The 16,204-nt window shown below is 64.0% G+C and carries 14 protein-coding genes and 1 pseudogene; 8 read left to right on the forward strand and 7 right to left on the reverse strand.

Annotated features, from left to right (window positions below):
• The first annotated feature begins 6 nt into the window (after positions 1-6).
• The 3 genes and pseudogenes from M1D78_RS03420 to yghX all read left to right on the forward strand — a co-directional run bounded on the left by M1D78_RS03420 (position 7) and on the right by yghX (position 3,097).
• The gene (locus tag M1D78_RS03420) at positions 7-684 is read left to right on the forward strand and encodes a heavy metal response regulator transcription factor (protein WP_437422542.1); all 678 of its coding nucleotides are present in this window, start codon (positions 7-9) and stop codon (positions 682-684) included.
• Positions 674-2,035 (forward strand): annotated as a pseudogene (locus tag M1D78_RS03425) (heavy metal sensor histidine kinase); the annotation flags it as partial. The gene M1D78_RS03420 and the pseudogene M1D78_RS03425, both read left to right, overlap by 11 nt.
• Positions 2,036-2,206: 171 nt before the next feature.
• Complete coding sequence (gene yghX / locus M1D78_RS03430) at positions 2,207-3,097, forward strand: YghX family hydrolase (RefSeq protein ID WP_437422543.1); 891 nt, start codon at positions 2,207-2,209, stop codon at positions 3,095-3,097.
• 128 nt (positions 3,098-3,225) lie between these two features.
• On the opposite strand, the gene ppa is transcribed toward yghX, so the two are convergent.
• The 6 genes from ppa to exaC all read right to left on the reverse strand — a co-directional run bounded on the left by ppa (position 3,226) and on the right by exaC (position 10,259).
• Positions 3,226-3,753 carry an inorganic diphosphatase gene (gene ppa / locus M1D78_RS03435; RefSeq protein ID WP_003290517.1) on the reverse strand — a complete coding sequence of 176 codons (528 nt, stop codon included), beginning with the start codon at positions 3,751-3,753 and terminating at the stop codon, positions 3,226-3,228.
• Positions 3,754-3,892: 139 nt separating this feature from the next.
• Positions 3,893-4,705 carry a M90 family metallopeptidase gene (locus M1D78_RS03440; RefSeq protein WP_437422544.1) on the reverse strand — a complete coding sequence of 271 codons (813 nt, stop codon included), beginning with the start codon at positions 4,703-4,705 and terminating at the stop codon, positions 3,893-3,895.
• Positions 4,706-4,777: 72 nt separating this feature from the next.
• A complete protein-coding gene (gene eutC, locus M1D78_RS03445; protein WP_437422545.1) occupies positions 4,778-5,584 on the reverse strand; it encodes an ethanolamine ammonia-lyase subunit EutC in 807 nt (268 codons plus the stop codon).
• 126 nt (positions 5,585-5,710) lie between these two features.
• Positions 5,711-7,102 carry an ethanolamine ammonia-lyase subunit EutB gene (locus M1D78_RS03450; RefSeq protein WP_437422546.1) on the reverse strand — a complete coding sequence of 464 codons (1,392 nt, stop codon included), beginning with the start codon at positions 7,100-7,102 and terminating at the stop codon, positions 5,711-5,713.
• Positions 7,103-7,113: 11 nt separating this feature from the next.
• Positions 7,114-8,562, reverse strand: coding sequence for an ethanolamine permease (eat, locus tag M1D78_RS03455; RefSeq protein ID WP_437422547.1), 1,449 nt, complete (start codon positions 8,560-8,562; stop codon positions 7,114-7,116).
• 176 nt (positions 8,563-8,738) lie between these two features.
• On the reverse strand, positions 8,739-10,259 hold the full coding sequence (gene exaC / locus M1D78_RS03460) for an acetaldehyde dehydrogenase ExaC (RefSeq protein WP_437422548.1): 1,521 nt from the start codon (positions 10,257-10,259) through the stop codon (positions 8,739-8,741).
• A 189-nt stretch (positions 10,260-10,448) separates the two neighbouring features.
• Between exaC and mpl the strand changes: the two genes are divergently transcribed.
• The 3 genes from mpl to M1D78_RS03475 all read left to right on the forward strand — a co-directional run bounded on the left by mpl (position 10,449) and on the right by M1D78_RS03475 (position 13,024).
• Positions 10,449-11,798, forward strand: coding sequence for a UDP-N-acetylmuramate:L-alanyl-gamma-D-glutamyl-meso-diaminopimelate ligase (gene mpl / locus M1D78_RS03465; RefSeq protein WP_437422549.1), 1,350 nt, complete (start codon positions 10,449-10,451; stop codon positions 11,796-11,798).
• A 253-nt stretch (positions 11,799-12,051) separates the two neighbouring features.
• Positions 12,052-12,681 (forward strand): flavin prenyltransferase UbiX, encoded by a 630-nt coding sequence (ubiX, locus tag M1D78_RS03470; RefSeq protein WP_437422550.1) that lies wholly within the window; start codon positions 12,052-12,054, stop codon positions 12,679-12,681.
• A gap of 43 nt (positions 12,682-12,724) precedes the next feature.
• On the forward strand, positions 12,725-13,024 hold the full coding sequence (locus M1D78_RS03475; RefSeq protein WP_437422551.1) for a YceK/YidQ family lipoprotein: 300 nt from the start codon (positions 12,725-12,727) through the stop codon (positions 13,022-13,024).
• A gap of 20 nt (positions 13,025-13,044) precedes the next feature.
• Here M1D78_RS03475 and queG read toward each other — a convergent pair whose 3' ends face one another.
• A complete protein-coding gene (gene queG / locus M1D78_RS03480) occupies positions 13,045-14,118 on the reverse strand; it encodes a tRNA epoxyqueuosine(34) reductase QueG (protein WP_437422552.1) in 1,074 nt (357 codons plus the stop codon).
• A gap of 115 nt (positions 14,119-14,233) precedes the next feature.
• On the opposite strand from queG, the gene M1D78_RS03485 reads away from it, so the two are divergent.
• On the forward strand, positions 14,234-15,733 hold the full coding sequence (locus M1D78_RS03485; protein ID WP_437422553.1) for an NAD(P)H-hydrate dehydratase: 1,500 nt from the start codon (positions 14,234-14,236) through the stop codon (positions 15,731-15,733).
• Positions 15,721-16,191, forward strand: coding sequence for a tRNA (adenosine(37)-N6)-threonylcarbamoyltransferase complex ATPase subunit type 1 TsaE (gene tsaE, locus M1D78_RS03490; protein WP_437422554.1), 471 nt, complete (start codon positions 15,721-15,723; stop codon positions 16,189-16,191). Before M1D78_RS03485 ends, tsaE begins: the two co-directional genes overlap by 13 nt.
• The last annotated feature ends 13 nt before the right edge of the window (positions 16,192-16,204 follow it).

Consider the following 16,204-nt stretch of genomic DNA (forward strand, 5'->3'; position numbering starts at 1 on the left):
GCGGCCATGCGCGTTCTGGTAATCGAAGACGAGGTGAAGACGGCCGACTACCTGCATCGGGGGCTGACCGAACAGGGTTACGCGGTCGACCGCTCGGGAGATGGCATCGAAGGGCTGCACCTGGCACTCGAGCACGAGTTCGCCGTGATCATTCTCGATGTGATGCTGCCGGGGTTGGACGGGTTCGCCGTACTGCGCAGCCTGCGAGCCCGCAAGCAGACGCCGGTGATCATGCTGAGCGCTCGCGAGCGCGTGGAAGATCGGGTCCGTGGGCTGCGAGAAGGGGCTGACGACTACCTGGGAAAGCCCTTCTCTTTCCTTGAGTTGGTGGCACGGCTGCAGGCGTTGACGCGCAGGGGCGGCGGGCATGAGCCGGTGCAGATCACCGTCGCTGACCTCTGGGTTGATCTGATCAGCCGCAAGGCGACCCGCGCCGACACACGGCTCGATCTCACCGCGAAGGAGTTTTCGCTGCTCAGCGTGCTGGCGCGACAGCATGGCCAGATCCTCTCCAAGACCGCCATTGCCGAGATGGTCTGGGACATCAATTTCGACAGCGATGCGAACGTGGTGGAGGTCGCCATCAAGCGGCTGCGCGCCAAACTCGACGGCCCGTTCGAACACAAGCTGCTGCACACGATCCGGGGCATGGGCTATGTGCTGGAAGACCGCCGTGCCTACTGATTCAATCGCGCTGCGGCTGAGCGGGTTGTTCACGCTGGTGGCGGCAGTGATCTTCCTGCTGATCGGCTGGACGCTCTATCACCAGGTGGACAAAGGACTGGGTCTGCTTCCCGAGGCCGAACTCGAAGCGCGCTATAGCGTACTCGAGGCGCCGCTGAATCGGTTCGGAACGCCCGAGCATTGGGTGAAGATGCGCGACAAGCTCACGCTACTGAGCGAAGAGGACAGCCGCATCCGATTCTGGGTGGTCAGTGAGGACCCGAGCTTCGAGTTCGGCGAACCGAGTAACCAGCTCCGGCGTTTTGCCAGGGGCGCTCAAGGCATTCACGACCTGACGCTCGAAGGCGAACGCTACCCGACCAAGGTGTTGCTGCACGAATTGCCCGCGAAAGACGAGCGGCCGGCGGTCAGGTTTCTCATCGGCATCGATACCGAAGCCTTCTGGCAAACGCAGCGGCATCTGCTGGTCGTGCTCGTCGGGTTGGCCATCGCCGGTATCCTGCTGGCAGCAACGCTGGGCTATTGGGTCGCGCGCATCGGCCTCAAGCCTTTGATCAGGTTGTCCGAGGAAGCGTTGAAGCTGACGCCGCCACGGCTTTCCGGCCGGCTGCAGCTTTCCGCACTGCCGCCAGAGCTGAAGCAGTTCGCCACGGCGTTCAACGCCACACTCGAGCGGGTTGAAAAGGCCTACGAACGGCTCGAATCCTTCAACGCCGATGTGGCTCACGAACTGCGTTCACCTCTGACCAACCTCATTGGGCAGACCCAGGTGGCCCTGACCAGAGGTCGCTCGGCCGAGGACTATTTCGAGGTTCTGCAATCGAACCTCGAGGAGCTTGAGCGGCTACGCTCGATCATCATCGACATGCTGTTTCTGGCGTGTGCCGACCAGGGCAGCAAGGCAACGGCCCTGGTGACCGTCTCGCTGGCCGACGAGGTCGCGACCACCCTTGATTATCTGGATTTCATCCTTGATGAGGCTGCGGTCAAGGTCGAGGTCACCGGCGACGCTCTGGTGCAGATCGACAAATCCCACATGCGCCGCGCCCTGATCAACCTGATCAACAATGCGGTTCAGCACACCCCGGCGGGGCAGACCGTACAGATCGTCATCACGCAGCAGAACGAGTGGGTCGACATCGGTATTGGCAACCCTGGGGAGCCGATCGCTGAAGAGCATCTGCCCCGTCTGTTCGAACGGTTTTTCAGGATTGACCCATCGCGAAGCAATAGCGGCGCGAACCATGGGCTGGGCTTGGCGATCGTCAAGGCCATTGCGCTCATGCATGGCGGTGACGTCTACGTCCGCAGTGTCGATGGCTTCAATACCTTTGGTTTGAAGCTGCCGGTGCGGGTGACTGACGAGCCTTTCCCTGTTCACCCAAGCGCCCAGCCGACTGGTGTTGATATCCGCACGTCGCTGGCCCCGCAGCATCGCTAGTCGCGTTTCGTGGAAGACCTCTGCGCTACGCCGCCAGGAATGTTGTACGGAATCTATTTGACCCAAGAGAGGAGAGCAGAGATGGCACGTCTGACCGCAAAAGATTTCTCACCGCAGTTGCTTGAACTGTACGACTACTACGCCCACGGCAAGATCAGCCGGCGCGACTTCCTCGAGCGAGCAGGCGCGTTCACGGCCGTTTGTGGGCTGTCAGCGACCGGCATCCTGTCGGCGTTGAGTCCCAATTACGCATTGGCCCATCAGGTGGATTTCACCGATCCGGACATCGTCCCCGAATACATCACCTATCCTTCGCCGAATGGGCACGGCAGCGTACGCGGCTACCTGGTTCGCCCGGCCAAGGCCGAGGGCAAGTTGCCTGCAGTGGTCGTGGCGCATGAAAACCGTGGGCTGAATCCCTACATCGAGGACGTTGCCCGCCGGGTCGCGAAAGCGGGCTTCATTGCGCTCGCGCCGGACGGCCTGAGTTCAGTGGGTGGCTACCCGGGCAACGACGACAAGGGCCGCGAGCTGCAGCAGACCGTCGATCCCGAAAAACTCATGAACGATTTTTTCGCCGCTATTGAATGGTTGATGAGCCACGAGATGACGACCGGAAAGGTGGGTATTACCGGCTTCTGCTACGGCGGCGGCGTAGCCAATGCGGCCGCGGTGGCCTTCCCCGAACTGGCGGCTGCGGTCCCGTTCTATGGCCGCCACGCCGACGCGAAGGATGTCGCGAAAATCCAGGCGCCATTGCTGCTTCACTTCGGTGAGCTCGATACCCGGATCAACGAAGGCTGGCCTGAATACGAACGCGCGCTGAAGGCTGCAGGAAAAACATACGAGGCGTACATCTACCCGGACGCCAACCACGGGTTTCACAACGATTCGACACCTCGCTATGACGAAGAGGCCGCAAAGCTGGCATGGGACCGCACGATCGCCTGGTTCAACCGGTATCTGACGTGACCGTTGCGCTGGATGGGCGCTTCTAGGATCGATCACCAGGCCAAGGGAGGCGCTCGAGGTCGGACAGCTACATAACGACCAGATACTAAAAAGCCGGCTTGTGGCCGGCTTTTCTTCAGTGCCTCGGCTTACTTCTGATAAGCCTCGGCAGCTTTGATGATGGCGGCGCGGGCGGCGTCAGCGCCTTCCCAGCCTTCGACCTTGACCCACTTGCCCTTCTCGAGATCCTTGTAGTTCTCGAAGAAGTGCTTGATCTGCTCGATCAGCAGCGGCGGCAGGTCGGTGTATTCCTTCACGTCCTTGTACAGCTGGGTCAGCTTGTCGTGTGGGACGGCGATCAGCTTGGCGTCACCGCCGGCTTCGTCGGTCATGTTCAGCACGCCGACCGGGCGGCAGCGGATGACCGAACCCGGCGCAACCGGATAGGGCGTCACGACCAGTACGTCGAGCGGGTCGCCGTCATCGGCCAGGGTGTGCGGAATGAAACCGTAGTTGGCCGGGTAGAACATCGGGGTAGCCATGAAGCGGTCGACGAACAGGCAATCGGTGTCGTGATCGATTTCGTACTTGATCGGCGCGTGGTTGGCCGGGATTTCGATGGCGACGTAGATGTCGTTTGGCAGGTCTTTGCCGGCCGGGACTTTGCTGTAGCTCATGAACATTGCTCCGTGGTCGGCCGAGGCGGCCTGGGGCGAAAAAAGTGGGCGCGATTATAGGCGCACTGTCGGGCGCTTTGCCATGCCGGGGACGTGGCCATTGCCGGCTGCCGCAACGCGCGCATTCGACGGTCCTGGGTTAGTGAGGTTCCGCATACTGCGGGTCGCTTTCCTGCAAGTGGCGTAGGCGCGCCAGCGGGTCCTGACGGTAGAAGGCCGCCAGCTGTTCATAGACCTGGGGGAGAGCCGGCTGCAACACATCCGGTGCGCTGAAAAAGTATTCGCTGGTCACCGCGAAGAACTCGGCAGGATTTTCGGCGGCGTAGGGGTCGATCGGCGTCTCGGCGTCTGGGTCGGCATCCAACTGTGCGTTGAGCGTGTCGTACGCAGCCTGCATGACGCTGGCCCAGCGGTCGATACGCATGTCGCGATGCAGCGGCGGCAGGCCGTTGGCGTCACCGTTGAGCATGTCGAGCTTGTGCGCCAGCTCGTGGATGACCAGGTTGTAGCCCTCCCAGCCGCCGCTCTCCCGGATACCGGGCAGGGCCATGATGACCGGCCCTTGCAGCCAGGCCTCGCCGCTGTGTTCGGCGTCCCACTCATGCTCGATGCCGGCGGCGTCGCGATGCTTTTGCGGGCTGAGAAAGTCGTCGGGGTAGATAACGATTTCGTGAAAGCCCTGATACCAATCCAGCGCGGGCAGATGAAGTAACGGCAGCTGCGCCTGGGCGGCGAGGCGCAGGCGATCGGCTAAATCCAGCTCTACGCCGGGCAATGCAGTAAGGCGCTTGGCATGCAGGAACAGAAGGCTGCGCTCGCGCAGGCGTTCGGTCTCGTCCGTGCTCAGCCCGTCGAGCATCGGCAGGCTGTCCAGCACGCTTTGCCAGAGCTCAGGTTCGATGGCGAGACGGGCGAGGATGCGCTTGCGGCGCCAGTCGCGGAACGACCACATGGAGGAGCTTCCAGCCGGGAGGGCGTCAACCTTAAAGGGGCGTGATCATGGCCGGCAAGCTCGGGCATCGGTTTAACCAAGCAAGAAGTTACCGGTTTTTAGCGAACCACCATCGAGGCTGAGCATTTCCGCTTCGTCCTTGAGGCTCACGCCAGAGAGCTTCCGGCGGCAGGCCTCACGCATCAAGTGGATCAGGCGGTGCGCGGCGAGGTTGTAGCTCAGGCCTTCCAGGCGGATGTTGGAGATGCAGTTGCGGTCGGCATCGGTGCGGCCGACTTTCGGGTCGTAGGTGAAGTACAGGCCGAGGCTGTCCGGAGAACTCAGACCGGGGCGTTCACCAACGAGCATGACCACCATTTTCGCCTTGAGACGCTCACCCACCTCGTCGCCGAGCGCGACGCGGCCCTGCTGCACCAGGCTGATCGGCGCCAGGCTCCAGCCATCCTTTTCGATCTGCTCTTCGATACGTTGGAGCAGCGGCAGGGCGTGGCGCTGCACCGCCAACGCGGAAAGGCCATCGGCGATCACGATAGCCAGGTCATAGCCCGCCTGATGTTGCTGCGCGTGGTCACTCAGCCGTTGGGCCGATTCTTCATCCAACTGGCGGCCCAGGTCGGGGCGTTGAAGATAAGTGTGGCGATCCGGGGCGGCGCTGTGCAGCTGCAGGCAGCGATAACCGCGCTGCTCTAGTTGCGAAGCCAGGTCATGGGTATCGAGCGAGAGGTGCACGGCGTCGCGGGCCTGGGCATGGGCGAATTGGAAATCCAGCTGGGCCTCGGTGGGCAGGCTGGCGCCGGCGCGACCCAGGGCAATGCGCGCGGGGGTGAGCTGGCGCAGGTGATTCCAGGGGTTGGTGATGGTGGTGGGCTTGTCAGGCATGGGCGCCTCCGAGGTAGGCGAACTCAGTTCGCGCTCACAGCTTTTTGATCGCCAGCAAGCTGGCTCCTACGAGACACAGGCCGTGCAGCACCTGTAGGTGCAGGGGGACGCCAGGGCTCAAAGGCGTCATGCCATGCGCTCCAATGCCCGGCGAAAGGCGGGCGGGAGTTGCTCGCCCAGCTGCAATCGTCCGCCGTCCTGGTGCAGGATTTCCATCTTCGCCAGCCACGCCTCGAATTCCGGCGCGGGGCGCAGGCCCATGCTCTGACGCAGATAGAGGGCATCGTGAAAGGAGGTGGTCTGGTAGTTGAGCATCACGTCGTCCGAGCCTGGAATGCCCATGATGAAGTTGATGCCGGCAGTGCCCAGCAGCGTCAGCAGCATGTCCATGTCGTCCTGATCGGCTTCGGCGTGGTTGGTGTAGCAGATGTCGCAACCCATGGGCACGCCAAGCAGCTTGCCGCAGAAGTGATCTTCCAACCCTGCGCGCATGATCTGCTTGCCGTTGTAGAGGTACTCCGGGCCGATGAAGCCGACCACGGTGTTCACCAGTAGGGGTTTGAATTTACGGGCCACGGCATAGGCGCGCGCTTCGCAGGTTTGCTGATCGACGCCGTGATGGGCGTTGGCCGAAAGCGCGCTTCCCTGGCCGGTCTCGAAATACATGAGGTTGTCGCCGAGTGTGCCGCGCTTCTGCGACAGGCCGGCCTCGTAACCTTCCTGCAGCGTTGCCAGGCTGATGCCGAAGCTGGCGTTGGCCGCCTCGGTGCCGGCGATGGACTGGAACACCAGGTCCAGCGGCGCGCCGCGGTTGATCGCCTCGATGGAGGTGGTGACATGGGTGAGGATGCAACCCTGGGTCGGGATCTCGTAGCGGCTGATCACGGCGTCGAGCATCTTCAGCAGCTCGCAGATGCCGGCGGTGCTGTCGGTGGCCGGGTTGATGCCGATCACCGCGTCGCCGTTGCCGTAGAGCAGGCCGTCGAGAATGCTCGCGGCGATGCCGGCGCCGTCGTCGGTGGGATGGTTCGGCTGCAGCCGGGTGGACATGCGTCCGGCCAGGCCGATGCTGTTGCGAAAGCGGGTGACGACGCGGACCTTCTGCGCGACCAGGATCAGGTCCTGCACGCGCATGATCTTCGACACCGCGGCGACCATTTCCGGCGTCAGCCCCGGTGCGAGGGCTTTCAGCGACGACTCGTCCGCCTCCTCGCCGAGCAGCCAGTTGCGGAAATCGCCCACGGTCAGGTGGCTGATCGGCGCGAAGGCGGCGGCGTCATGGCTGTCGATGATCAGCCGGGTGACTTCATCGCTTTCGTAGGGGATCAGTGCTTCTTCGAGAAAACGCCTGAGCGGCACATCGGCCAGGCACATCTGCGCCGCCACTCGCTCGGCGTCGCTGCCCGCCGCGACCCCGGCGAGCAGGTCGCCGGAGCGCGCCGGGCTGGCCTTGGCCATCACCTCGCGCAGATCGTCGAAGCGCCAGGTGGTGCCGCCCACGCTGTGCGAGTACGTCATGGCTGCTCTCCCTACTTGAGTGTCGCCTCGGCCTGCTCGATCGCCGCGAACTCTTCTTCCGGCGTACCGGCCACCAGGTGGTGCCGACTGTAGATCGCGAAATAGGCGATGAAGATCCCGTAGATGATCGCGGCGCCGATCACCACCCGCGGGTCGACCAGGAAGCCTGCGATGACCGCGATGCAGGCCAGTACCAGCGCCACGCCCGAGGTGACGATGCCACCGGGTGTCCTGTACGGGCGATGCAGATCCGGCCGGCGCAGGCGCAGCACGATGTGCGAGGCCATCATCAACACGTAGGAAATGGTCGCGCCGAACACCGCGACGAGGATCAGCAGGTCGCCCTGGCCGGTCAGCGACAGCAGGAAGCCGATCACACCGGGGATTACCAGGGCCAGCACCGGCGCCTTGTTCTTGTTGGTCAGCGAGAGGTTGCGCGGCAGGTAGCCGGCCCGCGACAGGGCAAAGATCTGCCGCGAGTAGGCGAAGATGATCGAGAAGAAGCTGGCAATCAGCCCGGCCAGGCCGACCAGGTTGACGAAGCCGCTCATCCAGGTGGACGAACCGTAGGCCGTGGTCAGCGCTTCCACCAGCGGGTTGCCGGATGCCACCAGGGTGCTGGAGCCGGCGCCGCCTGGGCCGACCAGGAGGATCAGCCCGGCGAAGGCGACCAGAATCAGCATGGCGCCGATCAGCCCGCGGGGCATGTCGCGCTGCGGGTTCTTGGTTTCCTCGGCGGCCAGCGGCACGCCTTCTACAGCAAGGAAGAACCAGATCGCGTAGGGGATCGCCGCCCAGATGCCGACATAGCCGTAGGGCAGGAAGTTGCTGGCGCCGGCAGCGGTGGTCGGCGCGATATCGAGCAACTTGTCGACCGAGAAGTGCGGCACCATGGCGACGATGAACACCGCCAGGGCCAGGGCGGCGACGGCGGTGATGATGAACATCAGCTTCAGCGCCTCGCCGACGCCGAAGATATGGATGCCGATGAAGACGATGTAGAAGGCCAGATAGATCATCCAGCCGCCGATGCCGAACAGCGACTCGCAATAGGCGCCGATGAACACGGCGATCGCCGCTGGCGCGATGGCGTATTCGATGAGGATCGCCGTGCCGGTGAGAAAGCCGCCCAATGGGCCGAAGGCGGTGCGGGCAAAACCGTAGCCGCCGCCCGCGGTCGGGACCATCGAGGACAGCTCGGCCAGCGAGAAACACATGCACAGGTACATGGTCGCCATCAGCAGTGTGGCGATGAACAGCCCACCCCAACCGCCCTGGGCGAGGCCGAAGTTCCAGCCGGCATAGTCGCCGGAGATCACATAGGCGACGCCGAGGCCGACCAGCAGCACCCAGCCGGCGGCGCCTTTCTTCAGTTCGCGTTCCTGGAAATAGGTACTGCCAACTGCTTCGAAATCGATGGCGTGGGTTGGGGGTGTCGCACTGCTGTGTTCGAGAGCCATGGGAATCATCCTCTGATGGGTTCGGGTACGGCAGGGTCTTTAAAGCAAGCGCTGTGCCTTCGACTTCATTGCGGGGCGTGGGGGGCATTCAGGGGTGCAAAGACGGCCCCGGGGCGCACCAGCCCGACGCCAGTTGGCGCGGGCGGGCACCCTTTCGGCGCGCGTGGTTTACCTCGCTAGAAGAAGCCCAGCGGATTGATGTCGTAGCTCACCAGCAGGTTCTTGGTCTGCTGATAGCTGTCGAGGATCATCTTGTGCGTCTCGCGACCGACGCCCGACTTCTTGTATCCACCGAACGCCGCGTGCGCCGGGTAGAGGTGGTAGCAATTGGTCCAGACACGACCGGCCTTGATCGCCCGGCCCATGCGGTAGGCGCGGTTGATGTCGCGGGTCCAGACGCCGGCGCCGAGGCCGTACTCGGTGTCGTTGGCGATGGCGAGCGCCTCGGCCTCGTCCTTGAAGGTGGTGACGCCGATCACCGGGCCGAAGATCTCCTCCTGGAACACGCGCATCCTGTTGGTGCCCTTGAGCAGGGTTGGCTGGATGTAATAGCCGGTGGCAAGCGAGCCTTCGAGTTTCTCCGCTGCGCCGCCGGTGAGCACCTCCGCGCCTTCGCCCTTGGCGATTTCCAGGTAGGACATGATCTTGTCGAACTGCTGCTGGCTGGCCTGGGCGCCGACCATGGTGTCGGTATCCAGCGGATCGCCGCGCTTGATCTGAGCGACCTTCTTCATCACCGCTTCCATGAAGGGCGCGTAGATCGACTCCTGCACCAGCGCTCGTGACGGGCAGGTGCACACTTCGCCCTGGTTGAAGAAGCCCAGTACCAGCCCTTCGGCAGCCTTCTCGATGAAGGCCGGCTCGGCCTGCATGATGTCTTCGAAGTAGATGTTCGGGCTCTTGCCGCCCAGCTCGACGGTGCTCGGGATAATGCTTTCGGCGGCGCGCTTCATGATGTGCGAGCCCACCGGGGTGGAGCCGGTGAAGGCGATCTTGGCGATGCGCTTGCTGGAAGCCAGCGCTTCGCCGGCCTCGCGTCCGTAGCCGTGCACCACGTTGAGCACGCCCGGCGGCAGCAGGTCGCCAATGCATTCGAGCAGCACGTTGATGCCCAGCGGGGTCTGCTCGGCGGGCTTCAATACCACGCAGTTGCCGGCAGCCAGTGCCGGGGCGAGCTTCCAGGCGGCCATCAGGATCGGGAAATTCCACGGGATGATCTGCCCGACCACGCCCAGCGGCTCGTGGAAGTGGTAAGCCGCGGTGTGCTCGTCGATTTCCGCGCTGGTGCCTTCCTGGGCGCGGATGCAACCGGCGAAGTAGCGGAAGTGGTCGGCGGCGAGCGGAATGTCGGCGTTCAGCGTCTCGCGCACGGCCTTGCCGTTGTCCCAGGTCTCGGTGATGGCGAGCATCTCCAGGTTCTGCTCGATGCGGTCGGCGATCTGCAACAGGATCAGCGAACGCGCCTGCACGCTGGTTTTGCCCCAGGCATCGGCGGCGGCATGGGCGGCGTCCAGGGCCTTCTCGATGTCGGCGGCGTCGGAGCGCGGAAACTCGGCGATGGGCTGACCGTTGACCGGGGAAAGGTTGGTGAAGTACTGACCGCCGGCCGGCTCGACGAACTGGCCGTTGATGTAGTTGCCGTAGCGGGATTTGAAGGAAACGACAGCGCCTTCGCTGCCGGGATGGGCGTAACGCATGATGAGTCTCCGGTCTTGTAATTGTGATGACTGCTGTCTTTCAGCGTAGAACAGGCTCCGTTCGTCGGCAGGCGAGGCGACGTGCGGTGCGACCGCCCCGCAGCGGACCCTGTGCTAATCTGCGCCGCAGTTTTCCAGCGTCGAATGTGCGGCCATGCCGTCTGGCGCGGCGTCTTTCAGAGGTCATCAATGCATATCCATATTCTCGGCATCTGCGGCACCTTCATGGGTTCGCTCGCGGTGTTGGCCAAGGAACTCGGCCATCGCGTCACCGGCTCAGATGCCAACGTCTATCCGCCGATGAGCACCCAGCTCGAGGCTCAGGGTATCGAGCTGATGCAGGGCTACGAGCCGGCGCATCTGGAGCCGGCACCCGATCTGGTGGTCGTGGGCAATGCCATGTCGCGTGGCAACCCGGCAGTGGAATACGTGCTGAACAAGGGGCTGCCCTATGTCTCCGGCCCGCAATGGCTGGCCGATCACGTGCTGCAGGGTCGCTGGGTACTGGCGGCGGCCGGCACCCATGGCAAGACCACCACCAGCAGCATGCTGGCCTGGGTGCTGGAACATGCCGGCATGAGCCCGGGATTCCTCATCGGTGGCGTGCCGCAGAACTTCGGCATTTCCGCGCGCCTGGGCGGTACGCCGTTCTTCGTGGTGGAGGCCGACGAGTACGACAGCGCCTTCTTCGACAAGCGCAGCAAATTCGTCCACTACCGCCCGCGCACCGCGATCCTGAATAATCTGGAGTTCGATCACGCGGATATCTTCCCGGATCTAGCCGCCATCGAGCGGCAGTTCCATCACTTGGTGCGCACCGTGCCAGGCGAGGGGCTGATCATCCATCCCGAGTCGGAAACGGCGCTCAAGCGCGTCATCGGCATGGGCTGCTGGACGCCGGTGCAGACCACCGGCGAGGGTGGCCAGTGGCAGGCGAAGCTGCTCAGCGCCGACGGCTCGCGCTTCGAAGTGATCTTCGACGGCGAGGTGCAGGGCGTGGTGGAGTGGGAGCTGACCGGCCGGCACAACGTCAACAATGCACTGGCGACGCTGGCGGCGGCACGGCATGTCGGCGTGCTGCCGAAGCAGGGCGCCGAGGCGCTGAGCGAGTTCCGTAGCGTCAAGCGGCGCATGGAGAAGGTCGCCGAGGTCAATGGCGTAACCATCTATGACGACTTCGCCCATCACCCGACCGCCATCGCCACCACCCTCGACGGCCTGCGCAAGCGCGTCGGCGATACGCCGATCATCGCGGTGGTCGAGCCGCGTTCGAACTCGATGAAGCTCGGCGCGCACCGCGAGGGCCTGGCCGAGTCGGTGGCGCTGGCCGATCAGGCGATCTGGTACGCACCGGCCAACCTTGGCTGGGATCTCGCCGCGACCGTCGCCGGCTCGCCGGTGCCGACCACGGTCTGCGATTCGCTGGAGGCGATCATTGCCAAAGTGAAAGCCGATGCCGTGCCGGGCACGCAGGTGGTGGTGATGAGCAATGGCGGTTTCGGTGGGTTGCACGGCCAATTGGCCGCCGCACTGGCGTAGGGTGGAAAACGCCGAAGGCTTTTCCATGCGTAAGGTTACGGCCGAAGCGCCAACACCATGTAACGGTGGAAAACGCTTCGCGGTTTTCCACCCTACGAGATTGGGATAGGGCGAATTTGCTTCCAACGCGTCGCGAGCGAAGCTTGGGCAAGGCGAAACCTTGCGAGAAGGCGGAGCTTGCTGGTGCAAGTGAGCATTTCGAGTAAGGTTTCAACGCGGCATAAGCAAGCGCAGCAGCTTTGGGAGCAAATTCATGAGCGGACCGGAACGCATCACCCTGGCCATGACCGGCGCTTCTGGCGCCCAATATGGCCTGCGCCTGCTCGACTGCCTGATACAGGAAGACCGCGAGGTGCACTTTCTGATCTCCAAGGCAGCACAGCTGGTGATGTCCACCGAGACCGACGTGGTGCTGCCGGCCAAGCCGCAGGCCATGCAGGCGTTCCTGTCCGAATACACCGGCGCGGCGGCGGGGCAGATCCGCGTGTTCGCCAAGGAAGACTGGATGGCGCCGCCCGCGTCCGGCTCCGGCGCGCCGACAGCGATGGTGGTGGTGCCATGTTCGACCGGCACCCTGTCGGCCATCGCCACCGGGGCCTGCAACAACCTGATCGAGCGTGCCGCGGACGTCGCCTTGAAAGAGCGCCGTCAACTGATCCTGGTGCCACGTGAAGCGCCGTATTCGAGCATCCATCTGGAGAACATGCTCAAGCTGTCCAACCTCGGCGTGATCATCCTGCCGGCGTCGCCCGGCTTCTATCATCAGCCGCAGACCATCGATGACCTGGTCGACTTCGTCGTCGCGCGTATCCTCAACCTGCTCAACATCCCGCAGGACATGCTGCCGCGTTGGGGTGAGCACCATATCGTCACGGATGATTGAGGGTGGCGAGAGCAAGCCCTATGACTGCAAGGGTGGACGCTTTATGAAACGACCCGTCATACGGCTTTGCTCAGCGCTGCTCTTTGTTCTGCTGCTGTCCGGGTGCGCCACGGTGCGTACCCTCGACGCCGCCAAACCCGGCGCGCCCATCATCTACTCCGGTACTCGGCTGGACTGGTACAGCCTCAACGGCGGTTGTTGCCCACGGGACCGATTCGGTGCCGAGGCGCCCCGGTATGCGGCGCTCGATCTTCCGGCCAGCGCCTTGCTCGATACGCTCTTGCTGCCGCTCTCGCTCGCCACGGTGCTCGGGCTGGGCCTGAATGTTCAGGGCGGTTTGTAGCGTCAGTCCGCGGGGCTCGTTCAGCTCGGCTCGCGAGCCGCATGTTGCGCCAATGCCCACTCGACGTGCTCGCGTACTAGTTCAGACGGATCGTCGCGGCGGGCCCGCAGTGCTTCAAGCACGGGGATGCTGGAAGGCGCGTTACCTAGGCCGACGGCCAGGTTGCGCAGCCAGTTCAGATACCCGGTACGCCGCAGTGGCGAGCCTTCGGTGCGGCTGAGGAACTCGTCCTCGCTCCAGCGAAACAGCGTAGCCAGCTCGGCGTTGTCCAGGCTGTGGCGGGGCTGGAAATCGCTCTGCTCGGTGGGGCGCGCGAACCGGTTCCAGGGGCAGACGATCTGGCAGTCATCGCAGCCGAAGACGCGGTTTCCGATCTTCGAGCGGAGCTCCTCTGGGATTGGGCCCTTCAGCTCGATGGTCAGGTAGGAAATGCAGCGTCGCGCATCCAGAACGCGCTCTCCGATAAAGGCTTCGGTCGGGCAGATGTCCAGGCAGGCATGGCAGCTGCCGCAATGGTCGCGTGCGGTGGGCTCGTCGACCGGCAGTTCGAAGTCGACGAAGAGCTCGCCGAGAAAGAACCAGCTACCTGCCTTGCGGTTCAGCACGAGTGTGTTCTTGCCGATCCAGCCGAGCCCGGCCTGCTGCGCCACTGCCTTTTCCAGTACCGGTGCGCTGTCGACGAAGGCGCGATAGCCAAACGGGCCGATGACCTGTTGGATACGCTCGGCCAACTGCTGCAGGCGTTTTCGAATCAGCTTGTGGTAATCCCGCCCCAACGCATAGCGCGACACATAGGCCTGCTCTGGCCTTGCCAACTGCTCGGCCATCCGCGTATCGCCAGGCAGGTAATCCATGCGCAGCGAGATGACGCGCAGGGTGCCCGGGACCAGCTCGTCGGGGTGGGAACGTTTGCTGCCGTGCGCAGCCATATAGTCCATCTCACCGTGGTAGCCCGCTGCCAACCAGCGGTCGAGATGGGCTTCATGCTCACCGAGCTCGACGCCGGTTATGCCGACCTGTTGGAAGCCGAGTTCGCGACCCCAGGCCTTGATGGTATCGGCGAGAACGGTAGGGTCGAGGGAGGTGCTGGTCATGAGGCAAGACTTGGCGAGAGGCGATGATGCGGTGGGCTGGCGCGATCGTGTCACGCCAGGGGCGGGCTGCCGGGTGGATGCGTATAATTCTGCCAGATATTCCCCCGGGTGATTCATGTCCCAGACCGCCGCTGCTTTGCCTAATGCTCTTTACCGTGCCGCTCAGGTACGTGACCTCGACGCTCGCCTGATCGCTGCCGGCACCTCCGGTTACGAACTAATGCAACGCGCCGCGCATGCTGCCTGGCGCGTCTTGCGCCGGCGTTGGCCAGAGGAACGGCCAATCAGCGTGCTGGCCGGCCGTGGCAACAATGCCGGTGACGGTTACCTCATCGCACTCCTTGCGCAACGTGCCGGCCGTCGTGTCACCGTATTCGCCGTCGGTGATCCGCAGCAGCTTCAAGGCGATGCCGCCACCGCCTGGCAGGACGCACTCAAGGCTGGCGTGCTCGTCCAGCCTTGGCGGCCAGATGCACTGGTAGAGGGCATCATTGTCGACGCTCTGCTGGGAACAGGCTTATCCGGTGACGTGCGCGAACCCTATGCCGGCGCCATTTCCAGCATTAACGCCAGCGGTTTGCCGGTCCTGGCCGTGGACATGCCGTCCGGGCTGTGTGCCGACACCGGTAGGGCGCTAGGCCACGCCGTGCGCGCCGACCTGACGGTGACCTTCATCGGTCTCAAGCTCGGGCTGTTTACCGGGCAGGCGCCTGATCTTGTGGGTGAGCTGGTGTTCGACGACCTGCAAGCCGATGTCGCGTTGGTACAAACGTGCGAGCCGGCCGCGCGCCGACTCTGCCCAGATAGCCTTCCGAGGCTCGCGGCACGGCCCGCAACGGCGCACAAAGGTCGCTATGGGCAGGTTCTGGTAATTGGCGGTGATCTCGGAACGGGCGGGGCGGCGCTGCTCAGTGCAGAGGCCGCGCTGCGTTGCGGCGCTGGGATGGTCAGCCTGGCGACCCGGCCTGAACATGTTACGGCCGCCCTGGTACGTCGTCCTGAGATCATGTGCAGCGGAGTCGAGTCGACCTATGCGCTGACGGCGCTCACGCAGCGTGCCGACGTACTGGTCGTTGGGCCGGGACTTGGCCAGGCGCCTTGGGGACGCAGCCTGCTGTCGCTGGCGCCAGACTGCGGGAAGCCACAGGTCTGGGATGCCGATGCGCTGAACCTGCTGGCTAACGGTGTGGTCGACGCGCCTGCGGATTGCCTGTTGACCCCGCACCCCGGCGAGGCCGCGCGCTTGCTCGGCAGCAGTGTCGCCGAGGTCGAGGCCGATCGGCCCGGCGCGGCGCGTGCATTGGCCGAGCGCTACCGTTGTGCGGTCGTCCTCAAGGGTGCCGGCACGCTGGTTGCTGCCCGTGACGGCCGCCTCGCGCTCTGTGATCGAGGCCACCCGGCCATGGCAAGCGCCGGGCTTGGGGATGTCCTGGCGGGTGTCGCGGCGGCGCTGATGGCACAGGGGCTCGCGCCTTTCGAGGCGGGTTGTCTGGCCGTCTGGCTGCACGCATCGGCAGGTGAGCGTCAGGGACGTACAGGACGCGGGCTGGCAGCGGCTGACCTGATAGACACCATCCGCCAGTTGCTCGAGGAGCATTCGCCATGCAGAACTTGACCCTCTACGCCGCCGACGAAGCGGCGATGCTGGCGCTGGGCGCTCGTATCGCGAGCGCGACGGCAGGGCGCGGCGTTATCTACCTGCACGGTGATCTGGGTGCAGGCAAGACGACGCTGTCGCGCGGGTTGATCCAGGGTTTAGGCCACCAGGGCAACGTCAAGAGCCCGACCTTTACCTTGGTCGAACCGTACGAGTTGGCTGGCGTACGCGTGTTCCACTTCGATCTTTATCGTCTGGCCGATCCGGAAGAGCTGGAGTTTCTCGGGATCCGCGATTATTTCGAGGGTGACGCGCTATGTCTGGTGGAATGGCCGGAGCGTGGAGCAGGCATTTTGCCAAAGGCCGACCTGGACATTACCATTACGCCGCAAGGGACCGGGCGTGCGCTGAGCCTGACGCCGCGGGGCGCGCGGGGCGACGGCTGGTGTTCCATCCTGACCGACGGCAATCAATGAACATCATGAGGTT

The sequence above is a fragment of the Pseudomonas sp. SA195 genome (assembly GCF_054131565.1).

Excerpts from the sequence above, each read along its gene's own strand:
- eat (WP_437422547.1), bottom strand. The coding sequence starts at position 8,562 with ATGGCTCTCGAACACAGCAGTGCGACACCCCCAACCCACGCCATCGAT.
- M1D78_RS03475 (WP_437422551.1), top strand. The coding sequence starts at position 12,725 with ATGAAACGACCCGTCATACGGCTTTGCTCAGCGCTGCTCTTTGTTCTG.
- ppa (WP_003290517.1), bottom strand. The coding sequence starts at position 3,753 with ATGAGCTACAGCAAAGTCCCGGCCGGCAAAGACCTGCCAAACGACATC.
- eutC (WP_437422545.1), bottom strand. The coding sequence starts at position 5,584 with ATGCCTGACAAGCCCACCACCATCACCAACCCCTGGAATCACCTGCGC.
- M1D78_RS03485 (WP_437422553.1), top strand. The coding sequence starts at position 14,234 with ATGTCCCAGACCGCCGCTGCTTTGCCTAATGCTCTTTACCGTGCCGCT.
- exaC (WP_437422548.1), bottom strand. The coding sequence starts at position 10,259 with ATGCGTTACGCCCATCCCGGCAGCGAAGGCGCTGTCGTTTCCTTCAAA.
- mpl (WP_437422549.1), top strand. The coding sequence starts at position 10,449 with ATGCATATCCATATTCTCGGCATCTGCGGCACCTTCATGGGTTCGCTC.
- M1D78_RS03440 (WP_437422544.1), bottom strand. The coding sequence starts at position 4,705 with ATGTGGTCGTTCCGCGACTGGCGCCGCAAGCGCATCCTCGCCCGTCTC.
- ubiX (WP_437422550.1), top strand. The coding sequence starts at position 12,052 with ATGAGCGGACCGGAACGCATCACCCTGGCCATGACCGGCGCTTCTGGC.
- M1D78_RS03450 (WP_437422546.1), bottom strand. The coding sequence starts at position 7,102 with ATGACGTACTCGCACAGCGTGGGCGGCACCACCTGGCGCTTCGACGAT.
- yghX (WP_437422543.1), top strand. The coding sequence starts at position 2,207 with ATGGCACGTCTGACCGCAAAAGATTTCTCACCGCAGTTGCTTGAACTG.
- tsaE (WP_437422554.1), top strand. The coding sequence starts at position 15,721 with ATGCAGAACTTGACCCTCTACGCCGCCGACGAAGCGGCGATGCTGGCG.
- M1D78_RS03420 (WP_437422542.1), top strand. The coding sequence starts at position 7 with ATGCGCGTTCTGGTAATCGAAGACGAGGTGAAGACGGCCGACTACCTG.
- queG (WP_437422552.1), bottom strand. The coding sequence starts at position 14,118 with ATGACCAGCACCTCCCTCGACCCTACCGTTCTCGCCGATACCATCAAG.